The organism is Modestobacter sp. SYSU DS0511, from assembly GCF_054050755.1.
The window spans coordinates 89070-103798 of the sequence record NZ_JBJGZY010000013.1; the positions used below are offsets into that span (position 1 = coordinate 89070).

Genomic DNA, 14729 nt, shown 5'->3' on the forward strand with positions numbered 1-14729 from the left:
GTCGGCCCCATGAACGCCCCCGCAACGGCCCACCCCGACCGCGACCGGCTGCTGGAGCTCATCGTCGAGCTCGCGGTCGTCCGCGGGAAGGTCACGCTCTCCTCCGGTCGGGAGGCCGACTGGTACGTCGACCTGCGCCGGGTGACGCTCCACCACGAGGCGGCCCCGCTCGTCGGCCGGGTGATGCGCCAGCTCACCGGCGACCTGCGCTACGACGTCGTCGGCGGGCTCACGCTGGGCGCCGACCCGGTCGCCACCGCGATGCTGCACGCGGCCGCGGCCGGCGAGGGCTTCCTCGACGCCTGCGTCGTGCGCAAGCAGGGCAAGGCGCACGGTCTGCAACGGCGGATCGAGGGCCCCGACGTCACCGGCCGGACGGTGCTCGCGGTGGAGGACACCTCCACCACCGGTGGCAGCGTGCTGCAGGCGGTCGAGGCGCTGCAGGAGGCCGGTGCCGAGGTGGTCGGGGTGGCCGTGGTCGTCGACCGCGGGGCGCGCGCGGCGGTCGAGGCGGCCGGGCTGGAGTACCGCGCGGCGTTCGAGCTCGCCGACCTCGGCCTGGGCTGATCCGGTCCCGCCCGCCCGTGTGACCTGGAGATCACCCGGGCGCGGTCCAGTGGGATGCTGACCGGCGAGCAGGAGCCGCTGGTCCCGACGTCAGGAGAGCACCGCATGCCCATCGCGACCCCCGAGGTCTACGCCGACATGATCAGCCGGGCCAAGGAGGGCGGCTTCGCCTACCCGGCGATCAACTGCACCTCCTCGGAGACGATCAACGCCGCGCTGCGCGGGTTCGCCGACGCCGGCAGCGACGGGATCATCCAGTTCTCCACCGGTGGCGCGGAGTTCGGCTCCGGCACCCGGGTCAAGGACATGGTCACCGGCGCCGTCGCGCTGGCCGAGTTCGCCCACGTGGTGGCCGAGCGCTACCCGGTCAACGTCGCGCTGCACACCGACCACTGCCCCAAGGACAAGCTCGACAGCTACGTCCGCCCGCTCATCGCCATCTCGCAGGACCGGGTCGACGCGGGCCAGGCGCCGCTGTTCCAGTCGCACATGTGGGACGGCTCGGCGATCGAGCTGACCGAGAACCTGGAGATCGCCCAGGAGCTCATCGAGAAGTGCGCCGCCGCCAAGATCGTGCTCGAGGTGGAGATCGGCGTCGTCGGCGGCGAGGAGGACGGCGTCGCCCACGAGATCAACGAGAAGCTCTACACCGCCGACGGCGACTTCCTCCGCACCGCCGAGGCGCTCGGGCTCGGGGAGAAGGGCGTCTACCTGCTGGCGGCGACCTTCGGGAACGTGCACGGCGTGTACAAGCCGGGCAACGTCAAGCTCCGCCCCGACGTGCTGCAGCGGGGCCAGGCGGTCGTCGCGGAGCAGTTCGGCCTCGGCGATGCCAAGCCGTTCAACCTGGTCTTCCACGGCGGCTCCGGCTCGGACCTGTCCGACATCCGTGAGGCGATCTCCTACGGCGTGGTGAAGATGAACGTCGACACCGACACCCAGTACGCGCTGACCCGGGCCATCGCCGGCCACATGTTCAGCAACTACGACGGCGTGCTGAAGGTCGACGGCGAGGTCGGCGTGAAGAAGATGTACGACCCCCGCACCTACATGAAGCTCGCCGAGGCGAGCATGGCCGACCGGGTCGTGCAGGCCTGCGAGGACCTCCTGTCCGCCGGCCAGTCGCAGGCGGCCTGACATGTCGCACTCCCACCGCAACCTGCTCGGCGAGCCGCCGGCCACCCTGCTGCCCGTCGACCCCGGTACCGAGGCGCTGGCCAGCGGCGTCGACCCGGCGGGGGTCGCGGCCACGCACCCCACCTCCAGCGCGGCCTGGGCGGCGCTGGCCGAGGGCGCCCTGGGTGCCGGCCGAACGATCGAGGCCTACGCCTACGCGCGCACCGGCTACCACCGCGGGCTGGACGCGCTGCGCCGCAACGGCTGGAAGGGCTTCGGCCCGGTGCCGTGGTCGCACGAGCCCAACCGGGGGTTCCTGCGCTGCGTCACCGTGCTCGCCGCCGCGGCCGAGCGGATCGGCGAGGTCGACGAGCAGCAGCGCTGCACCGAGCTGCTGCGCGACTGCGACCCGACGCTCGTCCCCTGACGCCTCCTCGTTGATCATCGGCGACCGGTCCGCCCGGGCGGCGTGTCGGGCAGCCGTTCGCCGATGGTCAACAGTGGGGCTGGCCGACCTCGACGAATCCGGATCTTGATCGTCCCGATGCCGGGACCGCAGGGTCTCGTTAGCGTCTGGCTCCCGGTCGGCGTCAACGGGCGCCGCCTCGAAGGGAGGGGCTGGTCATGGCCACGTTGCTCTGGATCCTCGGCAGTCGTGCTCGTCATCGCGGGGATCGTCGCGATCGTGCGCAAGCAGCTGCTGTGGGGGATCGTGCTCATCGTCGTCGGGCTGCTGGTCGGCCCAGGAGGCGTGAGCGTCTTCACCAACTGAACGAGGCCCGGGGGTCCTGCTGGACCCCCGGGCCGTTCTCTCAGCTCACCAGACCGCCCGGTCGCGGACCCGGCCGGCGCCGAGGCCGCCGCAGGGGCCGACCGGGCGCCCTGCGCGGCCGTCACCGCCGGAGGTCATGTCGGTCATCGGCGTCGGCGTGCCCGCGCGTCGTGGCGCCCCACCGTTCGCGGTGATCGACCCGGCGGCCTCCGTCACTCCCGGCGCAGTGACTCCGTCAGGCGGGACAGCTCGTCGCCGCCGGCGACCAGACGGGTGAGGACGTCGACGTCGACGTCGTCCCGGGTGAGGTCGCCGGCGACCCGGCCGCCGCCCAGCAGCAGGAACCGGTCGCCCACGAGGTGGGCGTACTGCGGGCTGTGCGTCACGAAGACCACCGCCAGCCCGTCCTCCCGGGCGGCGACGACGGCCTGCAGCACCAGTGCGCGCTGGGCGACCGTCATCGGCGCCGTCGGCTCGTCGATCACCAGCACGCGGGCGCCGAAGTGCAGGGCGCGGGCGATGGCCAGGCTCTGCCGCTCACCGGCCTGCAGTGCGCTGGCCGCCTGGTCGGCGTCCAGGCCGGTGACCCCGACCCGGGCCATGGCCCGCGTGGTGATCTCCTCGGCCCGCCCGACGTCGAGCCGGCGGAACGGCCAGACGCCGCGGGTGGGCTCGGCGCCGAGGAAGAAGTTGCGCCACACGGACATCAGCGGCGCGATCGCCAGGTCCTGCCAGACGGTGGCGATCCCCTGCGCGCGGGCCTGCTGCGGGGAGCGGAGCCGCACCGGGCGGCCGTCGATCAGCAGCTCGCCCTCCGCCGGCTGCTCCATGCCGGAGAGGACGGCGACGAGCGTCGACTTCCCCGAGCCGTTCTCCCCGAGCACGCACGTCACCTCGCCGCGCCGCAGCGTCAGCGAGACCCGGGACAGCGCCGGCACGCTCCCGAAGCGGACCGTGACGCCGCGCAGCTCGACCACCGGCGCCGCGCCGTCGACGGCCGGCCGGTCGTCGGGCACCGGTGGCCCCTCCCATGCGCTGCTCACGACCGCGGCACCGCCCGCAGCCGCCGCCGCACCACGCCGTTGACCAGCAGGGCCACCAGCAGCAGCACCCCGAGGAAGGCCTCGAACAACCGCGGGTCCCAGGCGGAGAGGCCGATGCCCTCGCGGGCGACGGCGTAGAGGAGCGCGCCCAGCGAGGCGCCGACGGTCGAGCCGTACCCGCCGGTGAGCAGGCAGCCCCCGATCACCGCGACGACGATGAACTCGATCTCCGCACCGAGCGCGGGGGTCACCTGCACCGCCCCCAACCGCACCAGCCCGAGGGTGCCGATCAGCCAGCCGGCCGCGGCCGTGCCCAGGAACAGCAGCACGGTGGTGCGCCCGACGGGCACCCCCAGCTCACGGGCCGGCCGGGGCGCCCCGCCGCTGGCGAAGACGGCGTTGCCGAACCGGGTGCGCCACAGCAGCCAGGTGGTGACGGCGGTTGCGGCCAGCCACCAGAGCACCGAGACCGGGAACCGTCCGTCCCCGACCTGCGCGGTCGAGCCGAACACCGCGTGCGCGGAGTCCCACCCGGAGGCCCCGCGCAGGCCGCCGACCCGGGGGGCGTCGGCGACGGCAGCGGCGACCGCCTGCGCAGCGCCGGACAGGATGAGGAACGTCGCCAGGGTGACCAGGAAGCTCGGCAACCCGGTGCTCACCACGAGCAGCCCGTTGACCGCTCCCACCAGCAGGGCGGCGACCAGGGACAGCAGCAGGGCGGGCCAGACGCCCAGCCCCAGCTCGGTGACCAGCAGGGCGGCCAGCAGGCTGCTGCCCACTGCGACGACGCCGATCGACAGGTCGAACTGCCCCGCCACCAGCAGCAGGGCGACCGCCACGCCGCCGATCCCCAGCGGAGCTGCGATCTCGAGCACGGAGGCCAGGCCGCCGGAGGAGAGCAGTGCCGGGGACTGGATCCCGAAGAACAGGGTCAGCAGGGCGACGCCGACCAGCGCGCTGACGCCCGGGCGAGCGAGGAGGCGGTCGAACATCCGGCGGCCGCGCGAGCGGGGCACCACCTCGACGGGTGGGCCGAACGCCAGCGGACGGTCCGGGGTCACCGGCAGGGACCGGTCGGGCGACGGGACGACGGCAGCACGACCTCCTCGGGCGGGGCGGTGCCCCCAGTGTCCACCACCGTCCCGGCCCCGCTGCAGGGATCCCACCCTGACGGGTGGCGCGGCAGCGGGGGTCTCCCGTCAGGGGCGCAGCAGCCAGCGGACCCGGTCGTCGCCGTACCAGGTCCACTTCGTGACCTGGCGCTCGACGGGCACACCGTCGCGGGTCACCTGTGCCGGCGCGCTGGCCACCTGCAGGGCCCGTCCGGTGGTGCGGCGCACCGGGCGGAGCGGCACCGTGACCACGGCGACGGAGATCCGGTCCAACGCCGTCCAGTCCGGCCGGACGTCGATCCGGGTGATCGGCCCGTCGGCCACCCGCTGGTCGTCGTGGTACGCCTGCGCGCCCAGCCGCCGGGCCAGGGCGCGGCGCGGCGCACCGAAGGCGGTGACGCGGCCGTGCCACAGCAGCACGCCCCCGTGGTCGTCGCGCACCAGGGGCAGTTCCCGCTCGGCGCCGGAGCCGACCCCCAGCGCACGGGCCAGCCCCCGGGACGCGGCGTCGTCGGCCGGTTCCCAGGCCACCGGGACCGCGGGCAACCGGTCCTTCCGCCACAGCCGGGCCAGCACCGACGCGAGCGCGGGGACCGGCCCCAGCACGCGCACCTCCTCGGCCTCGTCGACGACCGAGGCGACGTGCCGACGGGACGGTGGCTGCTCGGCCGCCAGACCGCGCAGGTCGAGCTGGGTGACGGGCATGCCGATACCCTGCCACCTGGCCAACCGGTTCCTGCCGGTGTCGACGTGACGAGGAGACCGACCCGATGCCCGCAGTCGTGCTGATCGGCGCCCAGTGGGGCGACGAGGGCAAGGGAAAGGCGACGGACCTGCTGGGCGGGCGCGTCCCCTACGTCGTCCGCTACCAGGGCGGCAACAACGCCGGGCACACCGTGATCACCCCGGACGGCGAGAAGTACGCGCTCCACCTGATCCCGTCAGGCATCCTCACCCCGGGCTGCACGCCGGTCATCGGCAACGGCGTGGTCATCGACCCCGAGGTGCTCATCGGCGAGCTCGCCGGCCTGGAGGAGCGCGGCGTCGACACCTCGCGTCTGGTGATCTCCGCCGACGCGCACCTGATCATGCCGCACCACCGAGCGCTGGACCGGGTCACCGAGCGCTTCCTGGGCAAGCGCCGGATCGGCACGACCGGCCGCGGCATCGGCCCGGCCTACGGCGACAAGGTGGCCCGGAACGGCATCCGCGTCGCCGACCTGCTCGACCTCTCCATCCTCCGGCAGAAGCTCGAGGGCACGCTGATGGAGAAGAACCAGGTCCTGGTCAAGGTCTACAACCGCAAGGCGATCGACGTCGACGAGGTGGTCGAGGAGTACGCCGGCTACGCCGAGCAGCTCAAGCACCGCATCGCCGACACCCGCCTGCTGCTGGGCCGGGCCCTGGACGCCGGCGAGTGGGTGCTGCTGGAGGGCTCGCAGGGCACCCTGCTCGACGTCGACCACGGCACCTATCCGTTCGTCACCTCGTCCAACCCGACCGCCGGCGGCGCGGCCGTGGGCGCCGGCGTCGGCCCCACCCGGATCGAGCGCGTGGTGGGCATCCTCAAGGCGTACACGACCCGCGTGGGCTCCGGTCCGTTCCCCACCGAGCTGCACGACCAGTGGGGCGAGTACCTGCGCAAGCACGGCGGCGAGGTCGGCGTGACCACCGGCCGCGACCGGCGCTGCGGCTGGTTCGACGCCGTCGTCGCCCGATACGCCAGCCGGGTCAACGGGATCACCGACTACTTCCTCACCAAGCTCGACGTCCTCTCCGGGCTGGAGACGGTGCCGATCTGCGTCGCCTACGACGTCGACGGCGTCCGGCACGACGAGATGCCGATGACGCAGACCGACTTCCACCACGCCAAGCCGATCTACGAGGAGATGCCCGGCTGGTTCGAGGACATCACCGCCTGCCGCACCTTCGACGAGCTGCCGGCCAACGCGCAGGCCTACGTGCGTCGGCTGGAGGAGCTCTCCGGGGCGCGGATCAGCGTCATCGGCGTCGGCCCGGGCCGGGACCAGAACGTGGTCATCCACGACCTGATCTGAGGTCCTGCCGGACCTCACCGCGGCGACCGATCCCGGGAAACGGCTCAACGGAGCTGGGGGACGGCTCCTGGTCGCGGTGGAGGCCGGTAGGCCGACCGAGTGCCCTGCGGTCGCGGGGGAGGCCGGTAGGCCGACCGAGTGCTCAGCGACGGGGGCGGACGGGGGCCAGGGCCTCGGCGGTCAGCTCGGCGCGGGCCCGGAACGCGGTCTCCGGGGCGTCGCTGATCACGCCGTCGCAGCCCAGGGCGAACAGCAACCGGGCCTCGGTCTGCGCGTCGCCCAGGCCGTGCGGGTCGCTGCCGGAGCGCAGGTGCCGGGGGAGGAAGAGGTTCTCCGGCCGCAGCGTCCACGGCGTGACGGTCAGGCCGGCCCGGTGCGCCTGGCTGACCAGGTCGGACACGCCGTTGAGCGAGCCGTCGGCGCCGTGCAGCAGGATCCGGCCCTTGTGCGGGGCGATCCCCTGCGCGTAGGTGGAGATCTCGCGCAGGCCGGAGGGCGTGACCATGGCGTCCTGCACGCCCTCCTCGTCGACCAGCTGCACCAGGACCGGGCCGCCGCTGCCGAGGTCGGCCCGCAGCTCGCGCAGCGCCGCCGACTCGAACGCCATCACGACCACCGGGCCGTCCGGGCGCGCGGCGTCCAGGCGGCGCAGCTCGGCGGCGAGCAGCTCGGTCATCGGCAGCCCCTGGGCGGCGAACCACGCGGGGTGCTTCAGCTCGGCCTGGACCTGGATCTGCCGGTCGGGCGTCGACCGGCGCCGGACCAACTCCACGACGTCGGCCAGGGTGAGCACGCCGAAGCGGCCGTCGTAGGCGGTGTTCAGCGGCCGCACCGCGGGCAGCCGCTCGACCGCCCGCAGGCTGCGCAGCTCGGGCAGGGTGAAATCCTGCACGAACCAGCCGGTCTGCTCCTCGCCGTCGACGTCCGCGGTGCGCCGCCGGCCGGCGAACTCCGGGCGGTCGGCGACGTCGGTGGAGCGGGAGAGCTCGGCGTCGTGCCGGGCGATGAGGACGCCGTCGCGGGAGACGACGAGGTCGGGCTCGACCCGGTCAGCGCCCAGGTCGATGGCGAGCTCGTAGCTGGCCGCGGTGTGCTCGGGGCGGTAGCTGGGCGCACCGCGGTGGCCGATCACCACGGGGGAGGCGATCCGTCGGGACGAGGGAGCGGCCCGCAGGCCGGTCTCGGACATGACCCCAGGGAAGCCCAGCCCGCCGTCCGGCGGGTGAACGTGCGCCGACCCCATGGGGACAAATCGGAGGACAAGCCCCCGAGCTGCAGGTCAGCATCACCCCTGTGAGTGAACTCTCAGTCCCTAGTGTGTCGGGCACGACCGATCCGCCGGTGCCGGCGGGCTGCCGCGCCGGCCGGGTGGCGCGGGTGGACCGCGGACGGCTCACCGTGCTCACCGCGGACGGCGAGCAGCGGGTGCGGGCGGGCGCCGCCCTCCGCGGTGCCGACGCACCCGCGGTCGGCGACTGGGTCGCGGTGCGCGGCGAGCTGGCGGTGGCGCTGCTCCCGCGGCGGACGGCGTTCGTGCGCACCGCCGCCGGCCGGGGCTCCGCCCCGCAGGTGGTGGCCGCCACGTCGACCTGGTGCTGGTCGTCGACTCGCTGGCCGGCGCTGCGCGGCTGCGGCGGATCGAGCGGTACCTGGCCCTGGCGTGGGGCAGCGGTGCGACCCCGGCCGTCGTCCTCACCAAGGCCGATCTCTGCCCGGACGTGCCGGCGGCCGTCGCCCAGGTGGCCGAGGACGCGATCGGCGTGACCGTGCTGCCGGTCTCCGCGGTCACCGGAGCCGGGCTCGAGGCGGTGGGCGGGCTGCTCACCCCGGGGTGCACGGCGGCACTGGTCGGCCCCTCCGGCGTCGGCAAGTCCAGCCTCGCCAACGCGCTGGCCGGCCGGCCGGTCGCCGCCACGGCCGAGATCCGCGGGGACGGCCGCGGCCGGCACACCACCACCGCCCGCCAGTTGCACCGGCTGCCGGGTGGCGCGCTGCTCGTCGACACCCCCGGCATGCGCGAGCTCGCCCTGGCCGGCGACGCCGGGCTGGACGAGGCCTACGCCGACGTCGTCGCGCTCGCCGCCGGCTGCCGCTTCCGGAACTGCGCGCACCGCACCGAGCCGGGGTGCGCGGTCGCGGCCGCGATCGACGACGGTGGGCTCGACCCGGGCCGGCTCCTCGGCTGGCGGAAGCTGCAGGCCGAGGCCCACCGCCAGGAGCTGCGCTCGGATGCCCGGGCCCGGGCCGCGGAGACCGCCCGACTGCGGGCGCTGCACCGGTCGGCACGCACCCGGCCCGAGGGCAGGGATGGCCATTCCCGCCCTCGGGGCGGAGGTGGGTAGGTTCGTCGGGTGCGCGTGCTCGTGATCGGCTCCGGTGCCCGGGAGCACGCCCTGTGCGTGGCTCTGCAGTCCGACCCCGCCGTCACGGCGCTGGCCTGCGCGCCGGGCAACGCCGGCACCGCGGTGATCGCCGAGCCGCTGCCGGTCGACGTCGCCGACCCGGTCGCGGTCGCGGCGCTGGCCCGGCAGTGGGGTGCCGAGCTGGTCGTCGTCGGCCCGGAGGTGCCGCTGGTGGCCGGCGCGGCCGACGCCGTGCGCGAGGCGGGCATCGCCTGCTTCGGACCGTCGGCGCAGGCCGCGCAGATCGAGGCGTCCAAGGCGTTCGCCAAGCACGTGATGGCCGCCGCCGGCGTGCCCACCGCCCGGTCGTGGCCGGTGGGTGGCGTCGCGGAACTGGAGACTGCGTTGGCCGAGGTCGCCGCTGCCGGCGCGACGCCGTACGTGGTGAAGGACGACGGCCTGGCGGCCGGCAAGGGCGTGCTGGTCACCCCCGACCGGGACGCCGCCCTGGCCCACGGTCGTGCGGTGCTCGACGCCGGGGGTGCCGTGCTGGTCGAGGAGTACCTGGACGGCCCCGAGGTGTCGCTGTTCGCCGTCACCGACGGCACCACGGTGGTGCCGCTGCTGCCGGCGCAGGACCACAAGCGCCGCGACGACGGCGACGGCGGGCCCAACACCGGCGGGATGGGCGCCTACGCGCCGCTGCCCTGGGCGCCGGCCGGGCTGGTCGACGAGGTGCTGCGGACCGTGCTGCAGCCCACCGTCGACGAGTTGCGCCGTCGCGGTGAGCCGTTCAGCGGGCTGCTCTACGCCGGGCTGGCGCTGACCTCGGCCGGCGTGCGGGTGGTCGAGTTCAACGCCCGCTTCGGCGACCCCGAGACCCAGGTCGTGCTGCCGCTGCTGGAGACCCCGCTCGCCGGGCTGCTGCACGCCGCGGCCACCGGCACGCTGGCCGACCACCCGCCGCTGCGCTGGCGCGAGGGCGCCGCGGTCACCGTCGTCGTCGCGGCGTCGGGCTACCCGGAGCGGCCGCGCACCGGCGACCCCATCACCGGGGCCGACGGCGAGGGCGTGCTGCACGCCGGCACCGTCGCCGGGCCCGACGGCGCCGTCCGCTCGGCCGGGGGCCGGGTGCTCGCGGTCACCGCCGTCGGCGAGGACCTGGCCGCCGCCCGGCAGACCGCCTACGAGCGGGTGGCCGGCGTCCGGCTGGCCGGCGCGCACTGGCGCACCGACATCGCCCTGGCCGCCGTGGAGGGCCGCATCCGCTAGGCAGGTCCTCTTCAGTCCAGGCAGAACTCGTTGCCCTCGGGGTCGGCCAGCACGATGAAGCCGGCCTCCATCGGGGGTTCGGGCTCGACGCGACGCAGCCGCGTCGCGCCGAGGGTGACCAGCCGGGCGCACTCGGCCTCCAGCGCCGCCATCCGCGCCGCTCCCTGCAGCCCGGGAGCCGCACGGACGTCCAGGTGGACCCGGTTCTTGACGGTCTTGCGCTCCGGTACCTGCTGGAAGAACAGCCGTGGGCCCTGCCCCTCCGGGTCCTCGATGGCCGACCGCGCATTGCGCTGCTCCGCCGGGACGCCGAGTCGGGCGAGGACGTCGTCCCAGGCGGCCAGCGGGTCGGCGCCCTCGGGCAGGTCGACCCCGGGCGGAGCCGGGTGGACGTAGCCCAGCACCTCGCGCCAGAAGGACGACAGCGCCCGCGGGTCGGACGCGTCGAACGTCACCTGGACCTGGCGGCTCATCGGGGCCCTTCGTTCGTGGCGGCGCGCGTGCCGGACGGGGGACACCAGATCACCCCGGCGTGCCCGGGGGAAGGGATCAGTGCGCGGCTCACTCGGCGCGGACCAGCCGGCGGGCGCGGCGGGTGTCCGGCTGCGGCGGTCGGGGCCCCTCGTGCCGGCGGGACAGGTAGGTGCCGGCCACGTTGCCGCAGGCGATCACCGGCACGGCGATCAGCGCGCCGAAGATGCCGCCGACGAGGAGACCGGCCGCGATGCCCAGCACCACCGCCAGCGGGTGCACCGAGACCGCCCGGCCCAGCAGCAGCGGCTGCAGCACGTGCCCCTCCAGCTGCATCACCACGACGATGATGCCGAGGGTCACCAGCGCCTGGATGGGGCCGAGCGCCACCAGCGTGACCAGCACCGAGACGGTTCCGGCGAGGAACGACCCGATGATCGGGACGAACGCGCCGAGGAAGACGAGCGCGGCCAGCGGCACCACCAGCGGCGCCCCCATGACCAGCAGGCCGATGCCGATGAACACCGCGTCGAAGGCGGCCACGGCCACCGTGGCCCGCACGTAGGAGATCAGCGTCCGCCAGGACCGGCGGGCGGCCTCGTCCAGGTAGGCCTGCGAGTTGGTGGGCGTCAGGCCGACCAGCCACAGCCAGATCTGCCGGCCGTCGAGCAGGAAGAAGAACAGGGTGAACAGGGTCAGCAGGATGCCGGTGAGCACCTCGCCGACCGTCGCCGCGGTGGTGAGCGCCCCGGTGGTGAGCACGTCCCGGTTGGCGACGAGCGCCTCCTGGGCGCTGTCGAGCGCGTCGTTGATCTGCGACTGGGAGATCGGGAAGGTGTCGACGGCGAAGTCGCGCACCTGCTCGATTCCCTGGCCCACCTGCTCGGCGAGGTCGGCGTACCCGGCGACGAACTCCTCGACGACCAGCGTGATGATCCCGGCGACCACGCCCAGGCCGACCACCAGCATCGTCAGCGACGCCAGGGACGACGGCCAGCCGCGGCGGCGCAGGGCCGCCGCGCCGGGCTGCAGCAGCGCCGCCAGCAGCAGCGCCACGAACACCGGCACCAGGACGACGGCGACGTAGCCGGCCGCGCGCAGCACCAGGTAGCCGGCCGCGACCACGACGATCGCCCGCCACGACCAGGCGGCGGCGATGCGCAGCCCGTTGGGCACCTCGCGGTCGGCGGCGACCGGCGCCTCGGGGGCGAGCAAGCTGCCCCGGCTGCGGTCGCGGCCGGCAGCGGGCGGCGGACCGCCGGGGCGGGGTGGTCCGCTGACGCCGCCGGGCACGTCGACGTCGGGGGCGGCGGGGTGCGGGCTGCCCGCGGGGCCGGGGTCGCTCCCGGCGGCGCCGTCCTGGTCCGGCCGCCGGTTCGGGTGGCCGGCGGGCCGGGTGCCCACGGCGCCGTCCGGCTCGGGCGCCGGGTGACCCTCGACGTGGTCGACGACGGCGCGGGTGCCGTCGTCGAGCACCAGCACCGTCCCGTCGGGCCAGGCGTAGGGGTCGCGCTCGGCGGCGGCCCGGAGGTGTTCCCGCGCGCGGGAGACCGCGCGGGCGGCCCGCTTCAGCATGGTTCCTCCGAGGGGATGCGCGGGCCGGCAGGCCGGTGCGGGAGGATGTCACCGTGCCACGACCTGCTGACCAGTTCCGGGCGGTACCCGCATGATCGACCGCTACACCCTGCCCGAGATGGGGCGGGTCTGGAGTGACGAGCACAAGTACGCCCTCTGGTGTCGGGTGGAGACGCTCGTGCTCGAGGCGCACGCGGCGGCCGGCCGGGTGCCCGCCGACGTCGTCGAGCCCGTGCGCAACGCGCCGCCGCCGACCGCCGCCCGGGTCGCGGAGATCGAGGAGACGACGCAGCACGACGTCATCGCCTTCCTCACCGCCTGGGCCGACAACACCGAGCCGCGCTCGGCCGCGGCCTACGTGCACCACGGCATGACGTCGTCGGACCTGCTGGACACCGCGCTGGCGGTGCAGCTCACCGACGCCACCGACGTGCTGCTGGCCAAGGCCGACCGGCTGGTGGCGGCGCTGCGCGACCACGGCCTGGCGCACCGGGACACCATCAAGGTCGGGCGCACGCACGGCGTGCACGCCGAGCCCGTCGTCTGGGGCCACCGGGTCGCCGACCTCGCCTTCGCGATGGCCCGTTCGCGTGACCGGCTGCGCCGCGCCCGCGAGGCCGTCGGCGTGGTCGCCATCTCCGGCGCCGTCGGCACGTACTCCCTCATCGACCCGTCGGTCGAGGTGGCCGTGGCCGAGGCGCTGCAGCTGCGCGCCGCGGATGCCTCCACCCAGGTGGTGCTGCGCGACGGGATCAGCGAGTGGGTCTCCGCGCTGGGTATCATCGCCACCGTCTGCGAGGCGATCGCGCTGGAGGTGCGGCACGGGCAGCGCACCGAGGTGCGGGAGCTGTCCGAGGCGTTCGGGTCGGGCCAGAAGGGCTCCTCGGCGATGCCGCACAAGAAGAACCCGATCCGCTCCGAGCGGATCGCCGGGCTGGCCCGGGTGGTGCGCGCGGCGATCGTGCCGGTGATGGAGGGCATCCCGCTGTGGCACGAGCGGGACATCTCGCACTCCTCCACCGAGCGGGTGTTCCTGCCCGACGCTGCGATCACCACCGACTACCTGCTGAACCTGACCGCGGGCCTGGTGGAGAACCTGGTCGTCGACGTCCAGCGGATGCGCGACAACCTGGAGTCCACCGGCGGGCTGATCTACACCTCGTCGGTGCTGCTGGAGCTGGTCGAGGGCGGCCTGTCCCGCGAGGCGGCGTACGCGCTGGTGCAGTCGGCGGCGATGGAGACCTGGAACACCGGCACGCCGTTCCGGACGACGCTGCGCGCCCGGGCCGAGACCGACGGCGTGACGCTGGACGAGGCGCGGCTGGACGAGATCTGCCGGCCGGAGCGGTACGTGCAGAACCTCGGCCCGCTGTTCGACCGGCTGGCGGCGCTGTCGTGAGCGGAGCGAGCCGCGGCAGCGAGCGGGAGCCGTCGTGAGCCTGGACCTGCCGCTGGTCGCGCGGGGCAAGGTGCGCGAGGTTTACGCGGTCGGCGACGACCGGCTGCTGCTGGTCGCCAGTGACCGGATCTCCGCCTACGACCACGTGCTGCCCACCCCGATCCCGGACAAGGGCCGGGTGCTCACCCAGCTGTCGGTGTGGTGGTTCGAGCAGCTGGCCCCGGTGCTGGCCGAGCACGGTGCGGAACACCACCTGGTCTCGGCCACCGACGTCCCGGCCGAGGTGGCCGGGCGGGCGATGCTGGTGCGCCGGCTGGAGATGCTGCCGGTGGAGTGCGTGGCCCGCGGCTACCTCTCCGGCTCGGGCACGGTCGAGTACCAGCGCACCGGCGCGATCGTCGACGTCCCGCTGCCGGCCGGGCTGGTCGAGGGCTCGCAGCTGCCGGAGCCGGTGTTCACCCCGTCGACGAAGGCGGAGCAGGGGCAGCACGACGAGGCGATCGGGTTCGCCCAGGTGGTCGACGCCGTCGGTGCCGAGCGGGCCGAGGCGCTGCGTGCGCTCACCCTGGCTCTCTACCGGCGGGGCGCGGAGATCGCGCACGCCGCGGGGATCGTGCTGGCCGACACCAAGTTCGAGTTCGGCACGGCGCCTGGTGGTGGTCCGCTGGTGCTGGGCGACGAGGTGTTCACGCCCGACTCGTCACGCTTCTGGCCGGCGATGACCTGGTCGCCGGGGGCGGCGCAGCCCTCCTTCGACAAGCAGTTCGTCCGCGACTGGCTGACGACCTCGGGCTGGGACCGGGTGTCCCCGCCGCCGGAGCTGCCGGCCGACGTCGTCGCCGCCACCCGCGACCGCTACGTGAAGGCCTACGAGCAGCTCACCGGCCGGGGGGGGGGGGGGGGGGGGGGGGGGGGGGGGGGGGGGGGGGGGGGGGGGGGGGGGGGGGGGGGGGGGGGGGGGGGGCGGGCGGGGGGGTTTTCGGTGTTGGGGGGCGGGGGGGGG

15 protein-coding genes are annotated in these 14729 nt (G+C 74.9%); 9 read left to right on the forward strand and 6 right to left on the reverse strand.

Translation table 11 applies throughout. The features are described from left to right. Positions 1-9 precede the first annotated feature (9 nt). From pyrE to ACI783_RS08920, 4 genes are all read left to right on the forward strand, one after another. Positions 10-567, forward strand: coding sequence for an orotate phosphoribosyltransferase (pyrE, locus tag ACI783_RS08905; protein ID WP_457140111.1), 558 nt, complete (start codon positions 10-12; stop codon positions 565-567). Positions 568-672: 105 nt separating this feature from the next. Further along, the gene (gene fbaA / locus ACI783_RS08910) at positions 673-1704 is read left to right on the forward strand and encodes a class II fructose-bisphosphate aldolase (RefSeq protein WP_457140112.1); all 1032 of its coding nucleotides are present in this window, start codon (positions 673-675) and stop codon (positions 1702-1704) included. Position 1705: 1 nt separating this feature from the next. Next, a complete protein-coding gene (locus ACI783_RS08915; protein WP_457079817.1) occupies positions 1706-2110 on the forward strand; it encodes a DUF3151 domain-containing protein in 405 nt (134 codons plus the stop codon). A gap of 228 nt (positions 2111-2338) precedes the next feature. Beyond that, positions 2339-2455, forward strand: coding sequence for a GPGG-motif small membrane protein (locus tag ACI783_RS08920; RefSeq protein WP_457140113.1), 117 nt, complete (start codon positions 2339-2341; stop codon positions 2453-2455). Between the two features lie 212 nt (positions 2456-2667). Here ACI783_RS08920 and ACI783_RS08925 read toward each other — a convergent pair whose 3' ends face one another. From ACI783_RS08925 to ACI783_RS08935, 3 genes are all read right to left on the reverse strand, one after another. Continuing rightward, positions 2668-3498, reverse strand: coding sequence for an ATP-binding cassette domain-containing protein (locus ACI783_RS08925; protein ID WP_457140114.1), 831 nt, complete (start codon positions 3496-3498; stop codon positions 2668-2670). Continuing rightward, on the reverse strand, positions 3495-4559 hold the full coding sequence (locus ACI783_RS08930; RefSeq protein ID WP_457140115.1) for an ABC transporter permease: 1065 nt from the start codon (positions 4557-4559) through the stop codon (positions 3495-3497). The genes ACI783_RS08925 and ACI783_RS08930 overlap by 4 nt, the downstream gene beginning before the upstream one ends. 138 nt (positions 4560-4697) lie before the next feature. After that, entirely contained in the window at positions 4698-5315 is a 618-nt protein-coding gene (locus ACI783_RS08935) for a hypothetical protein (RefSeq protein WP_457140116.1), read from the reverse strand. A gap of 65 nt (positions 5316-5380) precedes the next feature. Here ACI783_RS08935 and ACI783_RS08940 point away from each other — a divergent pair, with 65 nt between their 5' ends. Then, the gene (locus tag ACI783_RS08940) at positions 5381-6667 is read left to right on the forward strand and encodes an adenylosuccinate synthase (RefSeq protein ID WP_457140117.1); all 1287 of its coding nucleotides are present in this window, start codon (positions 5381-5383) and stop codon (positions 6665-6667) included. Between the two features lie 142 nt (positions 6668-6809). Here ACI783_RS08940 and ACI783_RS08945 read toward each other — a convergent pair whose 3' ends face one another. Then, complete coding sequence (locus ACI783_RS08945; RefSeq protein WP_457140118.1) at positions 6810-7856, reverse strand: glycerophosphodiester phosphodiesterase family protein; 1047 nt, start codon at positions 7854-7856, stop codon at positions 6810-6812. Positions 7857-8259: 403 nt separating this feature from the next. On the opposite strand from ACI783_RS08945, the gene rsgA reads away from it, so the two are divergent. Both rsgA and purD read left to right on the forward strand, forming a co-directional pair. Then, positions 8260-9009, forward strand: a complete 750-nt coding sequence (gene rsgA / locus ACI783_RS08950; RefSeq protein WP_457140119.1) for a ribosome small subunit-dependent GTPase A — start codon at positions 8260-8262, stop codon at positions 9007-9009. 9 nt (positions 9010-9018) lie between these two features. Next, the gene (gene purD / locus ACI783_RS08955; RefSeq protein ID WP_457140120.1) at positions 9019-10281 is read left to right on the forward strand and encodes a phosphoribosylamine--glycine ligase; all 1263 of its coding nucleotides are present in this window, start codon (positions 9019-9021) and stop codon (positions 10279-10281) included. An 11-nt stretch (positions 10282-10292) separates the two neighbouring features. Here the strand turns inward: purD and ACI783_RS08960 are convergent, their stop codons facing one another. Further along, complete coding sequence (locus tag ACI783_RS08960) at positions 10293-10754, reverse strand: VOC family protein (RefSeq protein ID WP_457140121.1); 462 nt, start codon at positions 10752-10754, stop codon at positions 10293-10295. Positions 10755-10842: 88 nt separating this feature from the next. Further along, the gene (locus tag ACI783_RS08965) at positions 10843-12327 is read right to left on the reverse strand and encodes an AI-2E family transporter (protein ID WP_457140122.1); all 1485 of its coding nucleotides are present in this window, start codon (positions 12325-12327) and stop codon (positions 10843-10845) included. A gap of 91 nt (positions 12328-12418) precedes the next feature. On the opposite strand from ACI783_RS08965, the gene purB reads away from it, so the two are divergent. Then, a complete protein-coding gene (purB, locus tag ACI783_RS08970) occupies positions 12419-13726 on the forward strand; it encodes an adenylosuccinate lyase (protein WP_457140123.1) in 1308 nt (435 codons plus the stop codon). Positions 13727-13760: 34 nt separating this feature from the next. Beyond that, positions 13761-14729, forward strand: a 969-nt coding sequence (locus tag ACI783_RS08975) for a phosphoribosylaminoimidazolesuccinocarboxamide synthase (protein WP_457140124.1), incomplete at its 3' end; no start/stop codon positions are given.

Coding starts and splice junctions, on each gene's coding strand:
- pyrE (WP_457140111.1), top strand. CDS start 10: ATGAACGCCCCCGCAACGGCCCACCCCGACCGCGACCGGCTGCTGGAG.
- fbaA (WP_457140112.1), top strand. CDS start 673: ATGCCCATCGCGACCCCCGAGGTCTACGCCGACATGATCAGCCGGGCC.
- ACI783_RS08915 (WP_457079817.1), top strand. CDS start 1,706: ATGTCGCACTCCCACCGCAACCTGCTCGGCGAGCCGCCGGCCACCCTG.
- ACI783_RS08935 (WP_457140116.1), bottom strand. CDS start 5,315: ATGCCCGTCACCCAGCTCGACCTGCGCGGTCTGGCGGCCGAGCAGCCA.
- ACI783_RS08940 (WP_457140117.1), top strand. CDS start 5,381: ATGCCCGCAGTCGTGCTGATCGGCGCCCAGTGGGGCGACGAGGGCAAG.
- ACI783_RS08945 (WP_457140118.1), bottom strand. CDS start 7,856: ATGTCCGAGACCGGCCTGCGGGCCGCTCCCTCGTCCCGACGGATCGCC.
- ACI783_RS08960 (WP_457140121.1), bottom strand. CDS start 10,754: ATGAGCCGCCAGGTCCAGGTGACGTTCGACGCGTCCGACCCGCGGGCG.
- ACI783_RS08965 (WP_457140122.1), bottom strand. CDS start 12,327: ATGCTGAAGCGGGCCGCCCGCGCGGTCTCCCGCGCGCGGGAACACCTC.
- purB (WP_457140123.1), top strand. CDS start 12,419: ATGATCGACCGCTACACCCTGCCCGAGATGGGGCGGGTCTGGAGTGAC.